Raw genomic sequence first — 21,318 nt, 5'->3', positions numbered from 1 at the left:
CGTTGGCCCGTGTCACCATGCTGGTGCGGGGGCACCTCACCACGAGGGGGGCGTGAGGTGCCCCCTCCATTCATGTCCGGGAAAGCGGATCGTCCAGGCGCGACGCGGCGCCCGAGGGGGGCCTCAGCCCCAGGAGTCGCCGCCCGCGAGGCGCTTGTCGAGCGCCTCCTGCAGCGGCAGCGACTCGCCGTCGCGCGCGCCGCGGCCCAGCTCGAGCGGGGGATCGGCCGGCGCGAGCGTCGCCCCCCGGAGCCGTTCCATGAGCCCGCCCGGGGTCGACAGCACGTAGAAGCACCCGTCGGTCCCGACCCCGACCGACCGGTCGCGCTTGAGGTACCAGCCGGTCACGTGCGTGCGCACGCGGGAGCGGCCGTCGTAGGTGCGCGCCGTCAGCGTCTCCGGGGTGAGCCCCGCCGCCTCCGCCTCGCGGACGAACGCCGCGATGAGGCCCGCCGCGGCGCGCGACTCCGCCTCCCGGCGCCGCTCGAGGGCAGCCGCCATCTCGAGGCGGTCGTCGCGCGCGTCCACGTCAGGCCTCGGAGCGCTCGGCCTCGGCGTCGTGCTCGGCCTGGAGCCGGGTCGCGCGCGCGAGGTTGCCCACCGGGTCGGACGAGAGCAGCCCGCGGAGGTCGTCCAGGTAGGTGGTGATGGACTCGCGCTGACGGTTGAGCTCGTCGACCTCGCGCGCGGCCATGGTGCGCTCGCGCTCGGCGTCGCTCACCGCCTCCGAGATGATGGCCTCGGCGTGCTCGCGCGCCTCCGACACGATCTCGTCGGCGTTGTTGCGCGCGTTGGTGAGCAGCGTCTGCGAGTGGACCTCCGCCTCGCGGCGCACGGCCTCGGCGCGCTCGAGCGTCGCGCTGAGGCGGTCCTCCGCCTCAGCGGTGCGGCGCTTCGCGTCCTCGACCATCGCCGCGGTCTCGGCCGTGGCCTCCTCGTGGCGCTGCGTGAGCTCGCGCTCGGCCTGCTCGCGCTTGGTCGCGACGTCGAGCTCGAGGTCCTCGCGCGTGCGGCGCGCCTCCTCCTGCGCGGCCTCGGCCTCGGCCTGGGCCTCGTCGCGCAGACGGGCCGACTCGACGGTCGCGACCTGGACCAGGCGCTGCGCCTCGGCGGCGGCATTGGCGACGGCGTCCTTCGCCTCGCGCTCGGACGAGGCGCGCAGGTCGGACGCCTGCTGCTGGGCCTTCCCCAGCGCGGACTCGGCCTCGCGGGTGAGGCGCGTCGCATCGGCGTCGGCGGCGGAGCGCAGCTCGGCGAGCTCCGCGTTGACGGTCGCGCGCAGGTCCGCGGTCTCGGACTCGGCCGCCTGGCGCAGCTGGAGGGTCTCGGTGGCGGCGACGGCGCGCAGGGCCGCGGTCTCCTCGTCCGCGGCGCGGCGGGTGTCGGCGGCCTGACGGCGCGCGTCCTTGAGCTGGGCCTCGGCCTCGGCGCGGAGCTCCTCGACCTCGGTCGCGGCGCCCTGGCGGAGCTCGGCGAGCTCGGCGGCGACGGCGTCGCGCAGCTCCGCGACCTCCTCGTCCGCGGCCTCGCGCACCTTGGTCGCGTAGGCATCCGCGTCGCGGCGCTGCTGCGCGGCGTAGGCGTCGGCCTCGCGACGCTGCTGCGCGGCGTAGGCGTCCGCGGCGCGGTGCTGCTCGGCGGCGTACGCCTCGGCGCCCTGGCGCTCCTTGGTCGCGTACGCGTCGGCGGCGCGGCGGGTCTCGCCCGCGTACGCATCGGCCTCGCGGCGCAGGTCCGCGTCGTAGGCCTCGGTCTCCTGGCGCTGCGCCGCGACCCAGGTCTCGAGCGCGAGGCGCTCGGCCGCGAGCTCGTCGACCGTGGCCTGACGCAGGTCCACGTCCCAGGTCTCGGTCTCGTGGCGCAGGTCCGCGGCCCAGGCCTCGGTGGCCTGACGCAGGTCCATATCCCAGGCCTCGGTCTCCTTGCGCTGCGCCGCGACCTCGGCGGCGGCCTCCGCGCGCCATGCCGCGACCTCGGCGGCGGCCACGTCGCGCAGCGAGGCGACCTCGTCGCCGACCTCCTCGCGCAGGGCGGCGGCCCATGCGTCGGTGTCCTTGCGCAGCCCGGTCGCGTACACCTCGGCGTCGCGGCGCTCGGCGGCGGCCCACGCGTCGGTGTCCTTGCGCAGCGCGGTCGCGTACGCCTCCGCGTCGCGGCGCTCCGCGGTGGTGGCGGCCTCGGTCTCCTGACGCAGGTGCGCGACCCACGCCTCGGTCTCCTGACGCAGCTCGGCCGCGTACGCCTCCGAGCTGTCGCGCAGCTCGGTCGCCTCGGTCTGGGCGGCGGTGCGGGCCTCGGCGGCCTCGCGGGCCGCGACCGCGCGCAGCTCGGCGGTCTCCTGCTCGGCGAGGTGGCGGAGCTGGGCGACGTCCTCGGCGGCGGCGTGGCGCACCTCGGCGACGTAGGCGTCCGCCTCGCGGCGCTGGTGCCCGGTCTCGCGCTCGGCCAGCGCGCGCAGCTGCGCCGCCTCCTCGCTCGCCACGCGGCGCAGCTCGGTCGCGGCCGCCTCGGCGGCGTCGCGCGTCTCCTGCGCCTCCTCGGCGGCCTGCGCCAGCGCAGCCTGGGCGTCGTTGCGCATCGTGGACGCGTCGCTCTCCGCGGAGATGCGCGTGTCGGAGGCCTCCGCCTCCGCGACGGCACGGAGGTTCGCGGCCTCGCGCTCCGCCTCGGCGATCGAGTGGCCGGCGGCGGCCTCCGCCGCCTTGCGCGTGGCAGCGGCCTCGTCGCGCGCCTCGGCGACGATGCGCGTGGCGTCGGCCTTGAGACGCTCGGTCTCGACCCGGGTGGCCTCGGTGAGCTCGTCGACCTCCGTGTGCGCGGCGGCGAGGAAGGCCGCGGCGTCGTCGCGGAGACGGCTCGACTCCTGGTGCGCGTGCGCGAGCTTCTGCTCCGCCTCGGTCCGCGCGGCGTCGACCAGGTCGGCCGCCTCGCGCTGGCTGGTGACGCGCAGCTCGGTGGCCTCGCGCTCGACGGTGGCGCGGACGGTGTGAGCCTCGCGCTCGCCCGTCGCGCGCACCTCGGCGGCCTCGGCCTCCGCGGCCGAGCGGATCCGCTCCGCCTCGCGCTGGGCGCGCTCGACGGACTCGCCGGCCTGGCGCTCCGCGGCCTCGCGGACGCCCCCGGCGAGATGCTCCGCCTGCGTCTTGATCTCATCGGCCTCGCGACGGCTCTGCGCGAGGATCTCCGCGACCTCGTTGTCGGCGCGCGCCCGCAGCTGCTGGGCGGCGACGTTCGCACGGGCGACCGTGTCCTGCGCGTGCGTGTTGGCGCGGGCGATGACGTCGGAGGACTGCTCCTCGGCCGACCGCAGCAGCTGCTCGACGCGCGCGCCGAGCCCCTTGTACGTGGGCTGCTCGGACTCGCGCAGCGCCTTCTGGGCCTCATCGAGGGAGCCGCGGGCCTGCTGGGCCTCGCGTCGGGCCTGCTCCGCGGCGTTCGCCTGCTCGCGCGCGGCATCCTCGAGCCGCGCGATGTGGGCGGCGACAGCCTCCCGGTCGTAGCCGCGCATCGCAAGCGGGAACGGCAGGTTCTCTTCGGCCATGACTCTCCTCGATCGCGCGGAGGGGGCCGCGCAGGTCTCGCATTCGCCCCTCAGGGTAGTGCCCGTGCAGGGCCCGGAACAAAGTCGCTCCCGACAGCGTTGGCCGCAAGTCTCGTAGAGTGAACAGCGAGACGAACGGAGACACACGTGACTTTGCGCACCACCGCGCTGATCGCGGGCGCGCTCGGGCTGCTCCTCCTCATCGGCGGGCTGATCGCCGATGCGATGCGCCCGGCCGCCTTCGGCACCCCATCTGCCTCGCTCGACACCCCGGTCCTGCTGCTCGGGCCCGAGATGGTCGCGATGGCCCCCGGGGGGACCATCACCGTCGAGGGCACGGGCGAGATCACCGCCTACTCGGGCCGCGTCGAGGACGCCGAGGCGTGGGCCGCGTCCCGATCGTCGACGGTCCTCACGGGCGTGCCGACGTGGGAGGAGCTCGCGACCGAGCCCTTCGCGGAGGCGTCGCCCGAACCGTCCGCCTCCGCGACGGCGGACGCGTCCGCCTCCGCCACGGCCGAGCCGAGCGCGTCGCCGGAGGCGTCGGCGTCGGCGTCTGCTTCGGCGTCGCCCTCGGCCGAGCCGAGCGCCTCCGCGGCGCCGGTCGAGATCGCCGACATCTGGCGCGACTCGTGGACGGGCGAGGACGGCACGCTCGTGCTCGACACCGACACGCTGCCGGTGGGCCTCGAGATCGTGGTCGAGTCCAAGGACGGCGCGCCGCTGTCGTCGGTCTCGATGCGCATCGACCGCGTCGTCAACGACAGCTGGGTCAAGCCGCTCAAGCTGTGGGGCGGCTTCCTCGCGGTCGTGGGCCTCGTCGCGCTCGTGTTCCTGTTCATCGACCACCGTCACGCAGGGTCGAAGGTCGAGACCGCGGTCGCGAGCCGCAAGCCGGCGTCGCCGGCGGCTCCCGGCGGGCGCCGCGAGCGTCGCGAGGCGCTCACCGCCTCGGGAGGCATCCCGCTCGTGACGGCGGCGGAGGACCCGACCACCGGCGAGCACCCGCTCGTGGAAGGCATGGAGCACGATGCGCCCGCGGACGGGCATGACGATGAGGAGGACCGCGCATGAGGCGGCAGGCGGCGATCGCGGGAGCGGTCGCGATCGGGCTGGCGACCCTCGCGGGGTGCACCCCTGACGTCCCGCCCGCGGTGGCGGCCCCCGAAGCGCAGGAGACGTCCGCGATCACGCAGACCCAGATCGACCGCATCGTCCCCGAGACCTTCGAGGAGCTCGCGGCGGCCGACGAGAAGCGCAACGCGTCGCTGCTCGGCGATCGCGTCGGCGGCATGGTGCCCACCGTCCGCGCGGCGCAGTACGCGATGGTCAAGGCGGGGGACGAGGCCGCTCTCGAGGAGATCCCGTCGACGATGCAGGCGGTCTACGTGTCCGCCGAGGGCGAGTTCCCGCGCATGATGATCGGCGTGTCCGAGGCCCCCGAGGACAGCACGCCCGTGGTGCTCCTGTGGCTCCAGAAGGACATCGACTCCGAGTACGTGCTCCAGGACTGGGCGCACATGGTGCCGGGCGCGACGCTGCCCGCGATGCCCGGCACGGCGGTCGGCTCGAGCCAGCTCGCGCTCGACGATGCCTCGGTGACCCCGTCGCCCCAGCAGGTGGTCGAGGACTACGTCACGCTGCTGCGCGAGGGCGCCGGCAGCGAGCTTGCGGACGAGTTCGCCCCGGACACGTTCCGCGACCGCCTGTTCGCCGCGCGCAAGGTGCTCAACACCGCGGCGAAGAAGGGCGACGGCAAGTACGTCGACACCATCGAGACGCGCGAGGCCGACACCTACGCGATCGCGACGGCCGACGGCGGCGCGCTCGTGTTCGCGCCGCTCGTCGTGAGGTCCTCGCTGCGGGTCAAGGGCGGCGCGACCGTGTCGATCTCCGACTCGGACAAGGCGCTCGTCGGCGGCAAGCTCAAGGACCGTGTCACGCACAAGTACCGCGACATGCTCGTCATCCACATCCCGCCGGCCTCGGACACGGAGGCTCAGCCCGCCGTCGTCGCCGCAGACCACCATCTTATCAGCGTCGTGGCGAAGTAGCCCGACCGGAACGACCGAGGAGACTCATGACCGACATCCCCGGCGCCATGCGCGGCGCCGTCGACCTGGCAGCGCTCGCGGCGCGTTCGCGACGCGCCGACTCGGGGCTCGCGACGATCGACGAGGCAGCGTTCCAGGAGCTCGCGCAGCAGTCGCTCCAGCGCCCCGTGGTGATCGCCTTCGTCTCGTCGGCGTCACCGCAGAGCGAGGAGATCGCGCGCGAGATCGAGGCCGCCGCCGCGGCAGTAGGCGTCACCGCCGCCGCGTGCGACGTCGACGCGCAGCCGGCGATCGCGCAGGCCTTCCAGATCCGCGCCGTGCCGGCCGCGGTCGCGCTGGTCGGCGGCCGCCCCGCGCCTCTGTTCCAGGGCGCCGCGACGCGCGAGCAGATCGACGAGCTGCTGGGCCAGGTGGTCGCGGCCGCGCGCCAGATGGGGGCGGCCGAGGGGCTAGGCGAGCCGGCGGGCGCGCCTCAGGCCGAGCCGGAGCCGCCGCTGCCGCCTCTGCACCAGGAGGCGTACGACGCGATCGAGCGCGGCGACATGGACGCGGCCGAGGCGGCGTACGACAAGGCGCTGCGGGAGAACCCCAAGGATGCCGACGCGCGCGCGGGCCGGTCGCAGGTGCGCCTCATGGCGCGCTCGCGCCTCGCCGACCCCCAGGCGGTGCGGGCGGCTGCCGCCGCGGGCCCGGACGATGTCGACGCGCAGCTCGCGGTCGCCGATCTCGACGTGCTCGGGGGCATGCTCGACGACGCCTTCGGCCGCCTGGTCGACCTGGTGCGCGTCACGGCGGGCGACGACCGCGAGCGCGTGCGCGCGCGCCTGCTCGAACTGTTCGCCGTGGTCGACCCCGCCGATGCGCGCGTCCTGCGCGCCAGGCAGGCGCTCGCCTCGGCGCTCTACTGACCCGCCCTGCGGCTCCGCCACACGAGCGCGAGCTTCAGAGGCGCGGCCCGCGCGTGCGCGCCGCGACTCGCCGACGACTCGCCGGAGCCCGTGTGGCGGAGCCGTGGAACTGTGTGGCGGAGCCGCAGGTGACGGGGGTCAGCGTGACGGGCGCAGGATCACCGCGCCGAGCGGCGGCACACGGATCTCCGCGACCGCGGGGAAGCCGTGCATCTGGCGCTCGCGGGCCTCGACGTGGCCCAGGTTCCCCACCCCGGAGCCGCCATAGGCCTCGGCGTCGGTGTTGAACACCTCGTCCCAGCCGCCCGCGCGGGGCAGCGGCAGCGCGTAGGACTCGTGCGGGACGCCCGCGAAGTTGACGACCACCGCCACGGGGTTGCCCGCATCGTCCATGCGCAGGTAGGCCAGGGTGTTGCGGCGCGAGTCGTCGGCGTCGATCCACCGGAAGCCGCTCGCGTCCGAGTCGCGCTCGAACAGCTCGGGCAGGTCCTTGTAGAGGTGGTTCAGGTCCGCGACCATGCGGCGCACGCCCTCGTGCAGGTGGTCCTCGAGGTGCCACCAGTCGAGCGAGCGGCCCTCGGACCACTCGGCGTACTGGCCGAACTCGCACCCCATGAACAGCAGCTGCTTGCCGGGGTGCGTCCACTGGTAGGCGAGCAGCGCGCGCAGGCCCGCCATCCGCTGCCAGTGGTCCCCGGGGAAGCGGTCCACGAGCGAGCCCTTCCCGTGCACCACCTCGTCGTGCGAGAGCGGCAGCATGAAGTGCTCGGAGAAGGCGTACATGAGCGAGAACGTCACCGTGTGGTGGTGGTACGAGCGGTGCACGGGCTCCTCGCTCACGTACCGCAGCGTGTCGTTCATCCAGCCCATGTTCCACTTGAGCCCGAAGCCGAGGCCTCCCTGGCTGGTCGGCGCGGTGACGCCGGGCCACGCGGTCGACTCCTCGGCGATCATGACGATGCCCGGGGCCGTCCGGTACGCGGTCGCGTTGGCCTCCTGGAGGAACGCGATCGCGTCGAGGTTCTCGCGGCCGCCGTGGACGTTGGGGCGCCACTGGCCGGCCTCGCGCGAGTAGTCGAGGTAGAGCATCGAGGCGACGGCGTCGACGCGCAGGCCGTCGGCGTGGAACTCGTGCAGCCAGTAGACCGCGTTCGCGACCAGGAAGTTGCGCACCTCCGCGCGTCCGAAGTCGAAGATGAAGGTGCCCCAGTCGGGCTGCTCGCCGCGCAGCGGGTCCGGGTGCTCGTAGAGGGGCGTGCCGTCGAAGCGGCCGAGCGCCCACTCGTCCTTGGGGAAGTGGCCCGGCACCCAGTCGAGGATCACGCCGATCCCCGCCTGGTGGAGCGTGTCGATGAGGTGGCGGAGCTCGTCGGGAGAGCCGAAGCGCGCGGTCGGGGAGTAGTACCCGGAGACCTGGTACCCCCACGAGCCTCCGAACGGATGCTCCATGACCGGCATGAACTCGACGTGGGTGAAGCCCATCTCGCTGACGTACGCCGTGAGCTGCTCCGCGAGCTCGACGTAGCCGAGCCCCTGGCGCCAGGACCCGAGGTGGACCTCGTAGACGCTCATGGCCGAGCGGTGCGGCTGGGACGATGCGCGGTGCGCGAGCCAGTCCTGGTCGCCCCACGCGTACGTGGACTCCTCGACTACGGAGGCGGTCGCGGGCGGGTTCTCCGTGCGCCGCGCCATCGGGTCGGCCTTCTGACGCCAATGGCCGTTCTTGTCGAGGATCTCGAACTTGTACTTGGTGCCCGCGGCGACCCCGGGGATGAACAGCTCCCAGATGCCCGACGCGCCCAGCGTCCGCATGGCGTGCGTCGCGCCCTGCCAGCTGTTGAACTCGCCCACGACCCTGACTGCGCGAGCATTCGGCGCCCACACCGCGAAGTCGGTGCCCTCGACGTCGCCGAGCACGGACTCGAGCCTCCGGACGTTGGCGCCCAGCGCCTCCCACAGGCGCTCGTGCCGCCCCTCGCGGATGAGGTGGAGGTCGAGCTCCCCGAGCAGCGGAAGGAAGCGGTAGGGGTCGTCGCCGACCGACGTGGTGTCGCCGTACGTCGCGTGCACGCGGTAGTCGGGGACGCTCTCGCCGGGCACCAGCACCACCCAGATGCCGTGGTGCTCGTGCTCGGCCGGGAACCGCCCCGCGAGCGTCTCGATCTCGACGGCGTCGGCCAGCGGCCGCAGCACCCGGATCACCGCGCCGTCCGCGACCGGATGCGGTCCCAGGACGGCGTGAGGGTCGTGGTGCGTGCCGCGAGCGATGTCGGCGAGCACGGCAGGGTCCAGGCGTCGAGGCATCAGCACCGTCCAGTCGGGAGGCAGGGAAGGGTCACGGTCGCACCGCCGCCACATGGACGAGCGAGACCGCGGGGTCGAGCCGTACGTAGAAGTCGCGGCTCCACGTGTAGGTGGCGCCGCCGACCAGGTCGTCGACCACCAGCCGCGCGTCGTCCGCGAGGCCGAGCGCGGCCATGTCGAGGGTCACCACGCCGGACTGCACGTGATGGGGGTCGAAGCTCGCGACCACCACCACGGTGTCGGCCTTCCCCGTGGGGGACTCGGCCGCGGGGACGTGGCGCGAGAAGCACAGGATCTCGGGGTTGGTGGTCGGGTGCACGCGCAACCCGCGGAGGCGCCGCAGCGCGGGGTGCTTGCGGCGCGCGGCGTTGAGCTGGGTGAGGAGCGACGCGATCCCGTAGCGGTCGGCGTCGGACCAGTCGCGCGGCTTGAACTCGTACTTCTCGTTGTCGATCTGCTCCTCGACGCCGGGACGCGGGACGTTCTCGACGAACTCGTAGCCGGTGTAGATGCCGTAGGAGGGCGACCCCGTCGCGGCGAGGGCGGCGCGCATGCGCCACAGCGCCGGCCCGCCGTGCTGCATGTCCGGCGTCAGGATGTCGTGTGTGGTGGGCCAGAAGTTGGGGCGCATGTAGAACGACGACTCGCCCGAGACCTCCTCGAGGTACTCGCCCATCTCCTCGGCGCTCTGGCGCCACGTGAAGTAGGTGTAGCTCTGGTGGAAGCCGATCTTCGCGAGCGTGTGCATCATCGCGGGCCGGGTGAACGCCTCCGCGAGGAAGATGACGTCGGGGTGCTCCGCGGCGATCTCCCCGAGCAGGCGCTCCCAGAACGTGAGCGGCTTGGTGTGGGGGTTGTCGACGCGGAACAGGGTGACGCCCGCGTCGATCCACACCCCGAGCATGTCCTTGATCGCGTGGTAGATGCCCTCGGGATCGTTGTCGAAGTTGAGCGGGTAGATGTCCTGGTACTTCTTGGGCGGGTTCTCGGCATACGCGATGGTCCCGTCGAGGCGCTGCGTGAACCACTCCGGGTGCTCCTTGACCCACGGGTGGTCGGGCGAGCACTGGAGCGCGACATCGAGCGCGACCTCGAGCCCCACGCTCTTCGCGGCCTTCACGAAGGCGCGGAAGCCCCGCATCGTCCCCAGGTCCGGATGGACGGCGTCGTGGCCGCCCTCCTCGCCGCCGATCGCGTAGGGGCTGCCCGGGTCGCCCGGCTCGGCCTTGAGCGAGTTGTTGCGCCCCTTGCGGTGCGTGACGCCGATGGGGTGGATGGGCGTGAGGTAGACGACGTCGAAGCCCATGTCCGCGATCGCGGGGAGTCGCTTCGCCGCCGTGGTGAAGGTGCCCGAGTGCCACTGGCCCGTGCGCTTGTTGAGCCGCGCACCCTCAGAGCGCGGGAAGATCTCGTACCAGGCGGACACGAGCGCGCGCTCGCGCTGGACCACGAGCGGGTACTCGGGCGACGTGGACACGTCGTCGCGCAGCGGGGCGGCCGTCATGGCGGCGCGCATCTCGGGGGACGATGCGGGGGCCAGGCGGGTCTCGGGGTCGAGCGAGCCGTCCTGGAGCGACGCGATGGCCGTCTCGAGCAGCGCCTTGCGCGCGGGGGTGTGACGGACCTGGTGCAGCGCGCGGGAGAGCACCAGTACGCCCTCGTCGAGCATGAGCTGGACGTCCACGCCGGCGTGGATCTTCACCTCGGCAGCGTGGAGCCAGGTGGAGAACGGGTCGGACCATGCCTCGACGCGGAAGGTGTGAGGTCCCTCATGCTTGGGGACGAACGCGGCCCGGTAGCGGCTGTTGCCCCAGTCGTCGAGCGGCATCGGCAGGCGCTCGTGGCGGCCGTCGGGCTTGGTGACCACCACGGTGGCGCCCTCGGAGTCGTGCCCCTCGCGGAAGATCGTCGCGGTGATCGGCACGGCCTCGCCCACGACGGCGCGGGCGGGCCATCGTCCCTCCTCGAGCGAGGGCTGCACGCCGACGATGGGGATGCGACCGACAGACGTCTCAGGAGTGCGGGCCATGCCCCGAACCTACTCGTAAAGAGGCGTGAAGGGTACCGCGACGGGCGGGGCGGCGCCGGGTCCGCCCCGTGCGTGGCGGTGCGTCGGGGGACCGCGGGGGACCGCACGGACTTGCGCCCCCGCGAGAAGGATGTAGGGTGTGGCCCACGGTGAATGTAACCGCTTGCATCCAAGGGTGGTTGTGTGCGGTCACAGTTCGATAACGACGGATACCGAATGCATCACAGGCGGGTGTCCGGAGTTGCGCCGCAACCGCCTGTGGATATAGAACTGTGAACGGTCCCAGTCGGGGCGGCCAAGGTCGGCCGCCGAGGTATGAGGCTCCTCCGGGGGCCGCGAGGAGTGTCATGACGGCAGCAGCAAGCTGGCCCAGCGTCGAGGGTCTCGCCTATGGAGGCGACTACAACCCCGAGCAGTGGCCGCGCGAGACGTGGGACGAGGACGTGCGTCTCATGCGCGAGGCGGGCGTCAACCTCGTCTCCGTCGGCATCTTCTCGTGGGCGATGCTCGAGCCCAAGGAGGGCCTCTACGACTTCGCGTGGATGGACGAGCTGCTCGACCTGCTCCACGCCAACGGCATCGCGGCGGACCTCGGCACGCCGAGCGTCTCCCCGCCGGCATGGTTCTTCCACCAGTACCCGCAGGCGCGCGTGACGGACAAGAACGGCACCGTCATGGGCTTCGGCTCGCGCGGCATGGCCTCGCACGCCTCGCCCGAGTACCGCGAGGCGATCGCGCGCATGGCGGGCGAGCTCGCGAAGCGCTACGCCGACCACCCGGCGGTGGTCCTGTGGCACGTGCACAACGAGTACGGCGTGCCCGTGGGCGAGGACTTCGGCCCCCGCGCCGTGGAGTCCTGGCGCCGCTGGCTGCAGGAGCGCTACAGCACCCTCGAGGGTCTCAACGCCGCGTGGGGCACCGCCTTCTGGGGTCAGCGCTACGGCGACTGGGAGCACGTGGTGGCCCCGGCGGCCACCCCGACCATCGCGAACCCCGCCATGAAGCTCGACTGGGCCCGCTTCACCGACGACCAGCTCCGCGAGTGCTTCCGCATCGAGCGCGACGCGATCCGCGCGCACGCGACGCAGCCGGTCACCACCAACTTCATGGCGCACCAGTCGTGGAACACCGACCTGTGGAAGTGGGCGCAGGAGGTCGACGTGGTCTCGGACGACCACTACCTGTGGTCGCCGGACCCCGACGCGCACGTCGGCCTCGCGCTGTCCGCGGACCTCACGCGCTCGGTCGCGGGCGGCAAGCCGTGGATGCTCATGGAGCACTCGACGTCCGCCGTCAACTGGCAGGGCCGCAACATCGCGAAGCGTCCCGGCGAGATGCGGCGCAACGCGGTCACCCACCTGGGCCGCGGCGCCGACGCGATCATGTTCTTCCAGTGGCGCGCCTCCCGCTCCGGCGCGGAGAAGTTCCACTCGGCGATGCTTCCCCACGCGGGCGCCTCGTCGCGCGTGTTCCGGGAGGTCGTCGAGCTCGGCGGCCACCTCAAGGACGCCGCCGCGGTGCAGGGCGCCGAGGTCCAGGCCGACGTCGCGGTGCTCTACGACTGGGAGTCGCTGTGGGCGCAGGACCTCGAGTGGCGCCCGTCGGACGACGTCCAGTTCCGCGAGCGGATGCGGACGTTCTACGAGCGCCTCTGGCGCGACAACGTCACCGTCGACTTCGCGCACCCGTCTCACGACCTGTCGCGCTACAAGCTCGCGGTGGCGCCCGCGTCCTACCTGCTCACCGCATCGTCCGCCGCGAACCTCACGCGCTACGTCGAGGGCGGCGGGACGCTCCTGGTGAACTTCTTCTCGGCCATCGTCGATGAGAACGATGCGGTCCACGAGGGCGGCTTCGTCGCGCCGCTGCGCGACGCCCTGGGCCTCACGGTCGAGGAGTTCCTGCCGCTGCGCGAGGGCGACGCGGCGACCGTGCGATGGACGCGCGGCGCCGAGGTCGAGCTCCCCTCGGACGTGTGGCAGGACGACATCGCGCTCGCGGGCGCCGAGGTGGTCGCGGAGCACGCCTCCGGGCCCGGCGCGGGCAGGCCCGCGATCACACGCAACACCCACGGGCAGGGAACCGGCTGGTACGTCGGCACCCGCCTGTCCGTGGGCGCGCTGAGGACCGTGTTCGACGCGGTCTACGCCGATGCCGGCATCGAGACCTCGGGGCTGCCCGAGACGCTCGAGGTCGTCACGCGTCGCGGCGCAGCTGAGGACTTCGTCATCGCCGTCAACCACGGCGATGACGCAGCTCGTGTCCCGGTGGCAGGCATCGACCTGCTGACGGGAACCGAGACCGATGGCGAGCTCGAGGTTCCGGGCGGCGGCGTCGCCGTGGTCCGTGCCTCGCGCATGTCCGGAGGTGGGGCGGACTGACACCAGGGGAGAGGCCGGGCTGCGCCGGACTCGAACCAAGACCGCTCGAACCCAACTGAAGACCTGGTATCCCCGGCCGGGGGCACCGCATCGGAAGTAACCTGTCGCAGAGACGCGATCTCACCAGAGGCGCGCAATGTGGCTCCACTCTGGAAGGAAGTAAACATGCGTAAGACCATCGGAAAGGCCGCCGTCCTGGTGACGTCGGTCGCGCTGCTCGCGGCGTGCTCCACGTCGGGGGACGAGGAGGGCACCGACGAGTCGATGTCGCCCGAGCCCACCACCTCGGCGTCGGAGACCTCGGACGCCATCGACGCGACGGGCCAGACCCTCACCATCTGGACGGACGCGAACCGCAAGCCCGCGATCGAGGCCGCCGCGGCCACGTTCGAGGCGGAGACCGGCGCGACCGTCGAGCTCGTCGAGAAGAACTTCGAGGACATCCGTGCGGACTTCCTCGCCCAGGTCCCCACCGGCGAGGGCCCGGACATCACCATCGGCGCGCACGACTGGCTGGGCGCGCTCGTCACCGACGGCGTGGTCAACACCGTCGACCTCGGCGCGAACGCGTCGAGCTTCTCGCAGGTCGCGGTCGACGCGATGACCTACGACGGCCAGGTCTACGGCATGCCGTACTCGACCGAGGCCGTCGCGCTCATCCAGAACACCGACCTCGTCGGCACCGAGGCCCCGGCCACGTGGGACGACATGATCGCGGCGGGCGAGGAGTCCGGCGCGAAGTACCCGTTCTGCATCAACGTCAACGGCGAGACCGGCGACGGCTACACCATGTACCCGTTCCAGACCTCGTTCGGCGCCCCGGTGTTCGTCCAGGAGGGCGGCTCCTACACCAACGAGGTCGGCATGGGCGGCGACGCCGGCGAGGCCTTCGCGACCTGGCTGTCGGAGAACGGCGAGAAGGGTGCCGGCCACCTGTCGACCACCATCGACTACGCGATCAACAACGAGCTCTTCAACTCGGGCGACTGCGCGTACACCGTGGCGGGCCCGTGGGCGCTCGGCGACTTCGCCGACGTCAACTTCACCGTCAACGCGGTGCCGTCGGCCGGTGGCGAGACCGCCGCTCCGTTCGTGGGCGTCCAGGGCTTCTACGTGTCGTCGCAGTCGGCGAACGCGCTGCTCGCGAACCAGTTCCTCACCAACTACATCGCGACCCCGGAGGCCATGCAGGCGCTCTACGACGCCGACCCGCGCCTCCCCGCGTTCGAGGGCGTCGACACCGCGTCGGCTCCGTTCCCGGACGCGATCGCGGGCTTCCAGGCCTCGGCCGAGCAGGGCGTCCCGATGCCCTCGATCCCCGAGATGGGCTCGGTGTGGGACTTCTGGAACGCCGCTGAGGCGAAGATCATCAAGGGTGCCGACCCGGTCGACACCTGGAACAAGATGATCACGGACCTGACCGCGGCCCTCGCGGGCTAAGGGGTCCACCCACCTCGGTGGGGTGGGGCGCGCGGCGCCCCACCCCACCCCGGCGGATCCCCGCCGGAGCACCACCACCCAGACGGGAGCAGGAGAACTGATGTCGACGGAGACCACCGCGCCGGCGCCGAGCACGGGCAAGCGCGCGGACTCGCACTCACGGCGCTGGACAGGGCTGGGATGGGGCTTCGTCGCGAAGCTCCTGATCATGATGATCGTCAACGCCTTCGGCGTGAGCGCGATCATGTCGGCCTGGAACGCCCAGGCCTGGGTCATCCTCGGCGCCTCCATCGTCCTGCTCGTCGTGGCCGACTGGGTCTACTTCTCGCGGCGCATGCTGCCGCTCAAGTACATCTACCCCGGTCTCGTGTTCCTCCTGGTGTTCCAGGTCTTCACGATGATCTACACGGCGTATGTGGCGACCACCAACTACGGCGCGGGCCACAACGTCAGCAAGTCTCAGGCCATCGACGCCGCGCTGATCCAGGCCGAGCGCGAGGTCGAGGGCTCGCCCTCCTACCCGCTCGCCGTGGTGCGCGACGGCGACACCATCGGCTTCGCGATCAGCGAGGACGGCGTGGTCGAGGTCGGCACCGCCGAGGAGCCCCTCGCCGAGGTCGACGGCGCCATCGACGACTCGGGCCGTCCGACCGAGGTCGACGGCTGGGAGATCGTCAAGGTCAACGAGCTGCTGTCCGACCAGGCGCTCGCGCAGGAGGTCACCGACCTCCGCGTGCCCGTGTCCGACGAGGCCGACGACGGCTCGCTGCGCACGCGCGAGGGCTCGACGGCCAAGGTCTACCGCTCGTCGCTCGTGTGGGACGAGGACGCCGACACCCTCACCGACGTGGACTCCGGCGTGGTCTACACGCCGAACGACCGCGGCACGTTCGTGGGCGACGACGGCTCGACGCTCCCGGCCGGCTGGTACGTCAACGTCGGCTTCGAGAACTTCACCAAGGCCGTCACGGACCCCGAGTACTCCAAGCCGCTGCTCAAGGTCACGGCGTGGACGTTCGCGTTCGCGATCCTCACCGTCGCGAGCAGCTTCCTGCTCGGCCTGTTCTTCGCGCTCGTGTTCAACGACGACCGCATCCGCGGCAAGAAGACGCTGCGCACGCTGTTCATCCTCCCGTACGCCTTCCCGGCGTTCCTCACGGCGCTGCTGTGGCGAGGCATGCTCAACCCCGAGTTCGGCATCATCAACAAGTGGTTCTTCTTCGGGGCCGACATCAACTGGCTGGGCGACCCCTGGCTCGCGCGGTTCTCGATCCTCTTCGTCAACCTGTGGCTGAGCTACCCGTACTGGTTCCTCGTCTGCACGGGCGCCCTCCAGTCGCTGCCGTCGGAGACCACCGAGGCCGCGAAGATCGACGGCGCCGGCCGCTGGCGCCAGTTCCGGTCGATCACGTTCCCGCTGCTGATGGTCTCGACCGCGCCGCTCGCGATCGCGTCGTTCGCCTTCAACTTCAACAACTTCACGATCATCTACATGCTCACCAACGGCGGGCCGAGATTCGAGGATACGAGCGTGCCATTGGGCTCGACGGACATCCTCATCTCCGCGATCTACCAGATCTCCGGCGTCGCCGGCGGTCGCGCCGACTACGGCCTCGCGGCCGCGCTGTCGATCGTCGTGTTCGTCGTGGTGGGCCTCGTCTCCGCGCTCGCCTTCCGCCAGACCAAGAAGCTCGAGGAGTTCTGATGGCCACCACCGCTCCCACGACGGGCACGTCGCACCGGTTCCAGCACACGCGCCGCTCGCGCTGGTGGCTCGAGGTCGGGTGGAAGTACCCGCTCGCCGCGCTCATCATCTTCTACGCGGCGTTCCCGCTCGTCTTCGTGCTGTCCGCCTCGCTCGACGAGCGCGGCAGCCTCGCGGGCACGCAGCGGCTCTTCAGCTCGATCAGCTTCGAGAACTACCAGAACCTCAACGACACGCTGTTCTGGACCTGGGTGGGCAACACGCTGTTCATCGGGCTCTCCGCCGCGATCGGCGCGGTGCTCATGGGCGCGGCCGCCGCGTACGCGTTCTCGCGCTTCCGCTTCCAGGGTCGCCGCACGTCGCTGACGGGCCTCCTCATCCTCCAGATGTTCCCGCAGACCGTCGCGTTCGTCGCGGTGTTCCTGCTGCTCATCTCGCTGGGCGAGGTGATCCCCGCGCTCGGGATCAACTCCAAGATCGCGCTCATCTGCGTGTACCTGGGCACCGCGCTCGGCTCGAACACGTTCCTCATGTACGGCTTCTTCAACTCGATCCCGATGGAGATGGACGAGGCCGCGAAGATCGACGGCGCGAGCCACTCGCAGATCTTCTGGGGCATGATCATGCCGCTCGTGCGTCCCGTGCTCGCCGTGGTGGGCCTGCTGGCCTTCGTCTCGGCGTTCGGCGACTTCATCCTCGCCAGGATCATCCTGGTGTCCAACGAGAACTGGACGCTCGCGGTCGGCATGTACCAGTGGGTGTCCGACCAGCTGACCGCGCGCTGGGGCATCTTCTCCGCCGGCACCGTGATCGCGGCGCTGCCGGTCCTGGTGCTGTTCCTCGCGCTCCAGCGCTACATCGTGGGAGGCCTGACGGCCGGCTCCGTCAAGGGCTGACCGGCCTCCTTCCAGAGAGGAGCCCGGGGCGGGAGACCGCCCCGGGCTTCTCTGCGTCCCCCGAGCAGCGGCTCCGCCACACGGATCCGCGGTTCCGCCACACGCGGACCGGCGCGTCGTCGGCGTGTCGCCTCCAGGGGTCGGGGACCGGCGCGGTCAGCGGCCCGCCCGTGTGGCGGAGCCGTGGTGCGGGGAGGGTGGGCTGGGACCGGTAACGGAACGGTCACGATCCCGATCACCCCTGGTGCGGCACCTATGGTGACGATAACATTGGGACCGCTCACAGCGCCCCGGGGGGCGCCGCGACGCCGCGGCGCCCAGCATCGTGAGCACCCGGGCGAGGCTGCCCGGGCGGGTCGGCATCGTCCGGCCCCGATCATCGTCGATCACAGGGAAGGAAGCATGAGGCTCAATCTCAGGTTCACGGCCGCCGTCGCGGCGGTCGCGCTCGCAGGCACGGTGGCAGGCTCGTCCATGGCCACGGCCGCATCCGGCGACCCGGTCGAGGCAGGCATCCACGTCGCGAAGGTCGAGGGGCTCGCCGAGGGCTTCATCGACGGCGTCGACGTGTCCTCGCTCGTCGCGCTCGAGGACAGCGGCGTGACCTTCCACGACTTCGACGGCGACGAGGCGGACCTCTTCGACGTGCTCGCGGAGGCGGACATCGACTACGTGCGCGTGCGCGTGTGGAACGACCCGTACGACGCCACGGGCAACGGCTACGGCGGAGGCACGGTCGACGTCGAGCGGGCGACCGAGATCGGCCAGCGTGCCACCGCGGCCGGGATGCGAGTGCTCGTGGACTTCCACTACTCCGACTTCTGGGCCGACCCGTCGAAGCAGAAGGCGCCCAAGGCCTGGGCGGCCCTCAGCACCGCGGAGAAGGCGGACGAGGTCGAGGCGTTCACCGCCGAGACGCTCGAGGCGATGCGCGTCGCCGGCGTGGATGTCGGCATGGTCCAGGTGGGCAACGAGACGAACAACGCCGTCGCGGGCGTGACCGGCTGGGACGGCATGGCGCAGATCTTCTCCGCGGGGTCCGCCGCGGTGCGCGACGTGTTCCCCGATGCGCTGGTCGCGCTGCACTTCACCAACCCTGAGACCGCGGGCCGCTACGCGGGCTACGCCGCGGCGCTCGATGCGCGGGGCGTCGACTACGACGTGTTCGCCAGCTCGTACTACCCGTACTGGCACGGGACCGCGGCCAACCTCACGTCGGTGCTGTCCGACGTGGCGGACACGTACGGCAAGCAGGTCATGGTCGCCGAGACGTCCTGGGCCTACACGCTCGAGGACGGCGACGGCCACACGAACGTCATCAAGGCCGAGAGCGACCTCGCGGGCCTCTACCCCGCGAGCGTGCAGGGGCAGGCGACCGCGGTGCGCGACGTCATCGCGGCCGTGAGCGCGATCGGCGAGGCCGGCATCGGCGTCTTCTACTGGGAGCCCGCGTGGCTCCCCGTCGGCACGCCCGCCGAGCTCGAGTCGAACAAGGTCTTGTGGGAGCGCGACGGCTCGGGCTGGGCGTCGAGCTACGCGGGGGAGTACGACCCGGACGATGCGGGGGTCTGGTACGGCGGCTCCGCGTGGGACAACCAGGCGCTGTTCGACGCCGACGGCTACCCGCTCGAGTCGCTGCGGGTGTTCCAGTACGCCCGGACGGGCGCGTCCGCGCCGCTCGAGGTGGTGAGCGTGGAGAGCCCGACGGTGACCGTCCAGGACGGCGACGCCGTGGTGATGCCGGCGACGGTCGACGTCACGTACAACGACTCGTCGGTCGAGGCGCAGGCCGTCACGTGGGGCGACGCGGTGGATCTCATCTCCGGCCCCGGCACCTACACGGTGTCGGGCGTGACGTCGGGCGGCCTCGCGGCCACCGCGACCGTGGTGGTCAAGGCCGTCAACCTCATTGTCAACGGCGACTTCGAGAACGGCGACGCCTCGGTGGCGCCGTGGGTCTTCGAGGCCGACCCGTGGCCGTCCACGTTCTGGACCAAGAGCGAGGCCGCGAACGTCCATGGCTCGTGGGCCGTCAACCTCTACGACGGCTCCGCCTACGAGTTCGAGATGAAGCAGGACGTCACGGGCCTTGCGCCGGGCACCTACACGCTGAGCGCCCAGGCGCACGGCGCCCCCGAGCTGGATCTGATGCTGTACGGCTGGAACGACACGGACTCCGCCGACGCCTCCTTCGGGCTCACAGGGTGGGCCGCGTGGAAGACGCCCTCGGTGGACATCGAGGTCGACGCCGACGGCGTGCTGCACGTCGGCATCTGGGGCGCGGGCGAGGCCGGCGCGTGGGGCTGGATCGACGACGTCACGCTCGTGAAGAAGGAGACCTCGACGGTCGACACGTCCACGCTGCGCGCGCAGGTCGAGCAGGCCGAGGCGATCGACCGCGACTACTACACCGAGGACTCGCTCGCGGCGCTCGACGCCGTCCTCGAGCGTGCCCACGTGGTGCTCGCCTCGTCGCGACCCGCGCAGGACACCGTGGACGCGGTGAGCGCCCAGCTCTCCGCGGCCATGTCGGCGCTCGAGCTCACGGGCGACGCGCCGGCGCCGACGGTCACACCCGTCTCGGTGACCGTGACCGAGGGCGACGCGATCGTGCTCCCGGGCACCGTGTCGGTGGTGACGTTCGACGGCTTCACGTCGTCGGAGACCGTCACCTGGAACGACTCGCTCGCGTGGATCGACGGCGCGGGCGTCTACACGGTCACGGGCGTCACGGAGAACGGCTGGACCGCGACCGCGACCGTGACGGTCACGGCCCGCAACTGGATCGTCAACCCCGGCTTCGAGACGGGTGACGACACCGGGTGGACGTTCGCGGCCGACCCGTGGCCGTCGACCTTCTGGGTCTACGCCGACGCGTGGAGCGCGCGGGACTCGTACGCGGTCAACGCATACGACTCGACGGCGTTCGCGTTCTCCGTCACGCAGCAGGTGACGGGGCTGCCGGCAGGCGACTACGCGCTCAGCGCGGGCGCCCACGGCTCGGACGAGGGCGCCGCGGGCCTGTCGCTCGACCTCGTGGCGACGGATGCGACGGGCGCGCTGTCGACGCCGTTCGCGCTGACCGGCTGGGGAGCGTGGGACGACCCGACGCTCACGGTGACGGTCGACGCGACCGGCACGCTCACGGTGGGCGCCACCGGTGCGGGCGGCGCCGAGGACTACGTCTGGCTCGACGACTTCTCGCTCCTGCGGGTCGCGAGCGAGGACGTCGACACCTCGGCGCTCGCGGAGGCGATCGCCGAGGCCCGCGCGCTCGACCGTGCCCTCTACACCGCGGACTCGCTCGCGGTGCTCGACCTCGCGGTGGAGAAGGGCGAGATCGTGCTCGCGGCGGCGCTGCCGACCCAGGCACGCGTCGACGAGGCGACCGCGCTGGTCACCGACGCGATCGCGGCCCTGGTCGCGGTGGCGGAGGAGCCCACCGAGGAGCCCACGACCGAGCCCACCGAGGAGCCCACGACCGAGCCGACCCCCGGCTCGACCGAGGAGCCCGCGTCCGAGGAGGACGGCTCGGTGACGATCGCGCTGTCGGCATCGGAGGTGCGCGCGGGCGGCACCGTCACCGTGACCGTCGAGGGGCTCGGCGACGAGCACGGCGACAGGATCGAGATCGGCGTCGCGAGCACGTACCGCAAGCTGGCCGACGCCGCGGTGGTCGACGGCGCGGCGACGGCGACCGTCACGATCCCCTCCGACCTCGTCGCGGGCACGCACCACGTGCGCGTGCTCGACGCGGACGGGGCGCTGCTCGCCGAGGTCGAGATCGAGGTGCTCGCCGCGGAGGCGGTCGACGGTGTCCTCTCGAGCACCGGCGCCGAGCTGCTCCCGCTCGTGGGTGGCGCGTTGGCGCTCCTCGCGCTCGGCGGGGCGCTCGCGCTCGCCGGGAGGCGCGAGGTCGCCTGACCCGCGCCGCACGGGCCCGGCCCGGGGACCCCCGCCCCGGACCGGGCCCGTCGCGTGCGTCCAGGGGGTCGTTCACCTCAGGGGATGCGGATTCGTCCCTTCTGTGCCACTCTGAGAGCGGTCACAGGAACGCGGG

12 protein-coding genes are annotated in these 21,318 nt (G+C 72.1%); 8 read left to right on the top strand and 4 right to left on the bottom strand.

From position 1 onward, the window contains the following. Positions 1-123: 123 nt before the first annotated feature. Positions 124-528, bottom strand: a complete 405-nt coding sequence (locus AOM06_RS02950) for a hypothetical protein (RefSeq protein WP_228372829.1) — start codon at positions 526-528, stop codon at positions 124-126. A 1-nt stretch (position 529) separates the two neighbouring features. Further along, positions 530-3,541, bottom strand: coding sequence for a hypothetical protein (locus AOM06_RS02945; protein WP_062302513.1), 3,012 nt, complete (start codon positions 3,539-3,541; stop codon positions 530-532). 147 nt (positions 3,542-3,688) lie between these two features. Here AOM06_RS02945 and AOM06_RS02940 point away from each other — a divergent pair, with 147 nt between their 5' ends. Genes AOM06_RS02940 through AOM06_RS02930 form a run of 3 tightly spaced genes read left to right on the top strand, consistent with a single transcriptional unit; the run spans position 3,689 to position 6,503 of the window. Beyond that, positions 3,689-4,615, top strand: a complete 927-nt coding sequence (locus AOM06_RS02940; protein ID WP_156163553.1) for a hypothetical protein — start codon at positions 3,689-3,691, stop codon at positions 4,613-4,615. Next, positions 4,612-5,595 (top strand): DUF8094 domain-containing protein, encoded by a 984-nt coding sequence (locus tag AOM06_RS02935; RefSeq protein WP_062302507.1) that lies wholly within the window; start codon positions 4,612-4,614, stop codon positions 5,593-5,595. The genes AOM06_RS02940 and AOM06_RS02935 overlap by 4 nt, the downstream gene beginning before the upstream one ends. A 26-nt stretch (positions 5,596-5,621) precedes the next feature. Next, positions 5,622-6,503, top strand: coding sequence for a co-chaperone YbbN (locus AOM06_RS02930; protein WP_062302503.1), 882 nt, complete (start codon positions 5,622-5,624; stop codon positions 6,501-6,503). A 138-nt stretch (positions 6,504-6,641) separates the two neighbouring features. Here the strand turns inward: AOM06_RS02930 and glgB are convergent, their stop codons facing one another. Both glgB and AOM06_RS02920 read right to left on the bottom strand, forming a co-directional pair. After that, complete coding sequence (glgB, locus tag AOM06_RS02925) at positions 6,642-8,807, bottom strand: 1,4-alpha-glucan branching protein GlgB (protein WP_062302500.1); 2,166 nt, start codon at positions 8,805-8,807, stop codon at positions 6,642-6,644. A gap of 31 nt (positions 8,808-8,838) precedes the next feature. Further along, complete coding sequence (locus AOM06_RS02920; RefSeq protein ID WP_062302497.1) at positions 8,839-10,836, bottom strand: alpha-1,4-glucan--maltose-1-phosphate maltosyltransferase; 1,998 nt, start codon at positions 10,834-10,836, stop codon at positions 8,839-8,841. A 347-nt stretch (positions 10,837-11,183) separates the two neighbouring features. On the opposite strand from AOM06_RS02920, the gene AOM06_RS02915 reads away from it, so the two are divergent. The 5 genes from AOM06_RS02915 (at position 11,184) to AOM06_RS15160 (ending at position 21,182) form a co-directional block, all read left to right on the top strand. Beyond that, entirely contained in the window at positions 11,184-13,217 is a 2,034-nt protein-coding gene (locus tag AOM06_RS02915; protein ID WP_062302493.1) for a beta-galactosidase, read from the top strand. Between the two features lie 165 nt (positions 13,218-13,382). Further along, positions 13,383-14,657: a sugar ABC transporter substrate-binding protein gene (locus AOM06_RS02910; protein ID WP_062302489.1), complete on the top strand. Its 1,275-nt coding sequence runs from the start codon at positions 13,383-13,385 to the stop codon at positions 14,655-14,657. Positions 14,658-14,757: 100 nt separating this feature from the next. Beyond that, positions 14,758-16,362, top strand: a complete 1,605-nt coding sequence (locus AOM06_RS02905; protein WP_062302485.1) for an ABC transporter permease subunit — start codon at positions 14,758-14,760, stop codon at positions 16,360-16,362. Beyond that, entirely contained in the window at positions 16,362-17,258 is an 897-nt protein-coding gene (locus tag AOM06_RS02900) for a sugar ABC transporter permease (RefSeq protein ID WP_062302481.1), read from the top strand. The genes AOM06_RS02905 and AOM06_RS02900 overlap by 1 nt, the downstream gene beginning before the upstream one ends. A gap of 402 nt (positions 17,259-17,660) precedes the next feature. Continuing rightward, positions 17,661-21,182: a glycosyl hydrolase 53 family protein gene (locus AOM06_RS15160; RefSeq protein WP_082105257.1), complete on the top strand. Its 3,522-nt coding sequence runs from the start codon at positions 17,661-17,663 to the stop codon at positions 21,180-21,182. Positions 21,183-21,318: the final 136 nt, after the last annotated feature.

This window comes from Demequina subtropica, from assembly GCF_000971235.1.
GTDB classification, from domain to species: domain Bacteria; phylum Actinomycetota; class Actinomycetes; order Actinomycetales; family Demequinaceae; genus Demequina; species Demequina subtropica.
The sequence above is the reverse complement of the archived record's forward strand: the minus strand, read 5'-3'. Positions and strand labels throughout refer to the sequence as shown.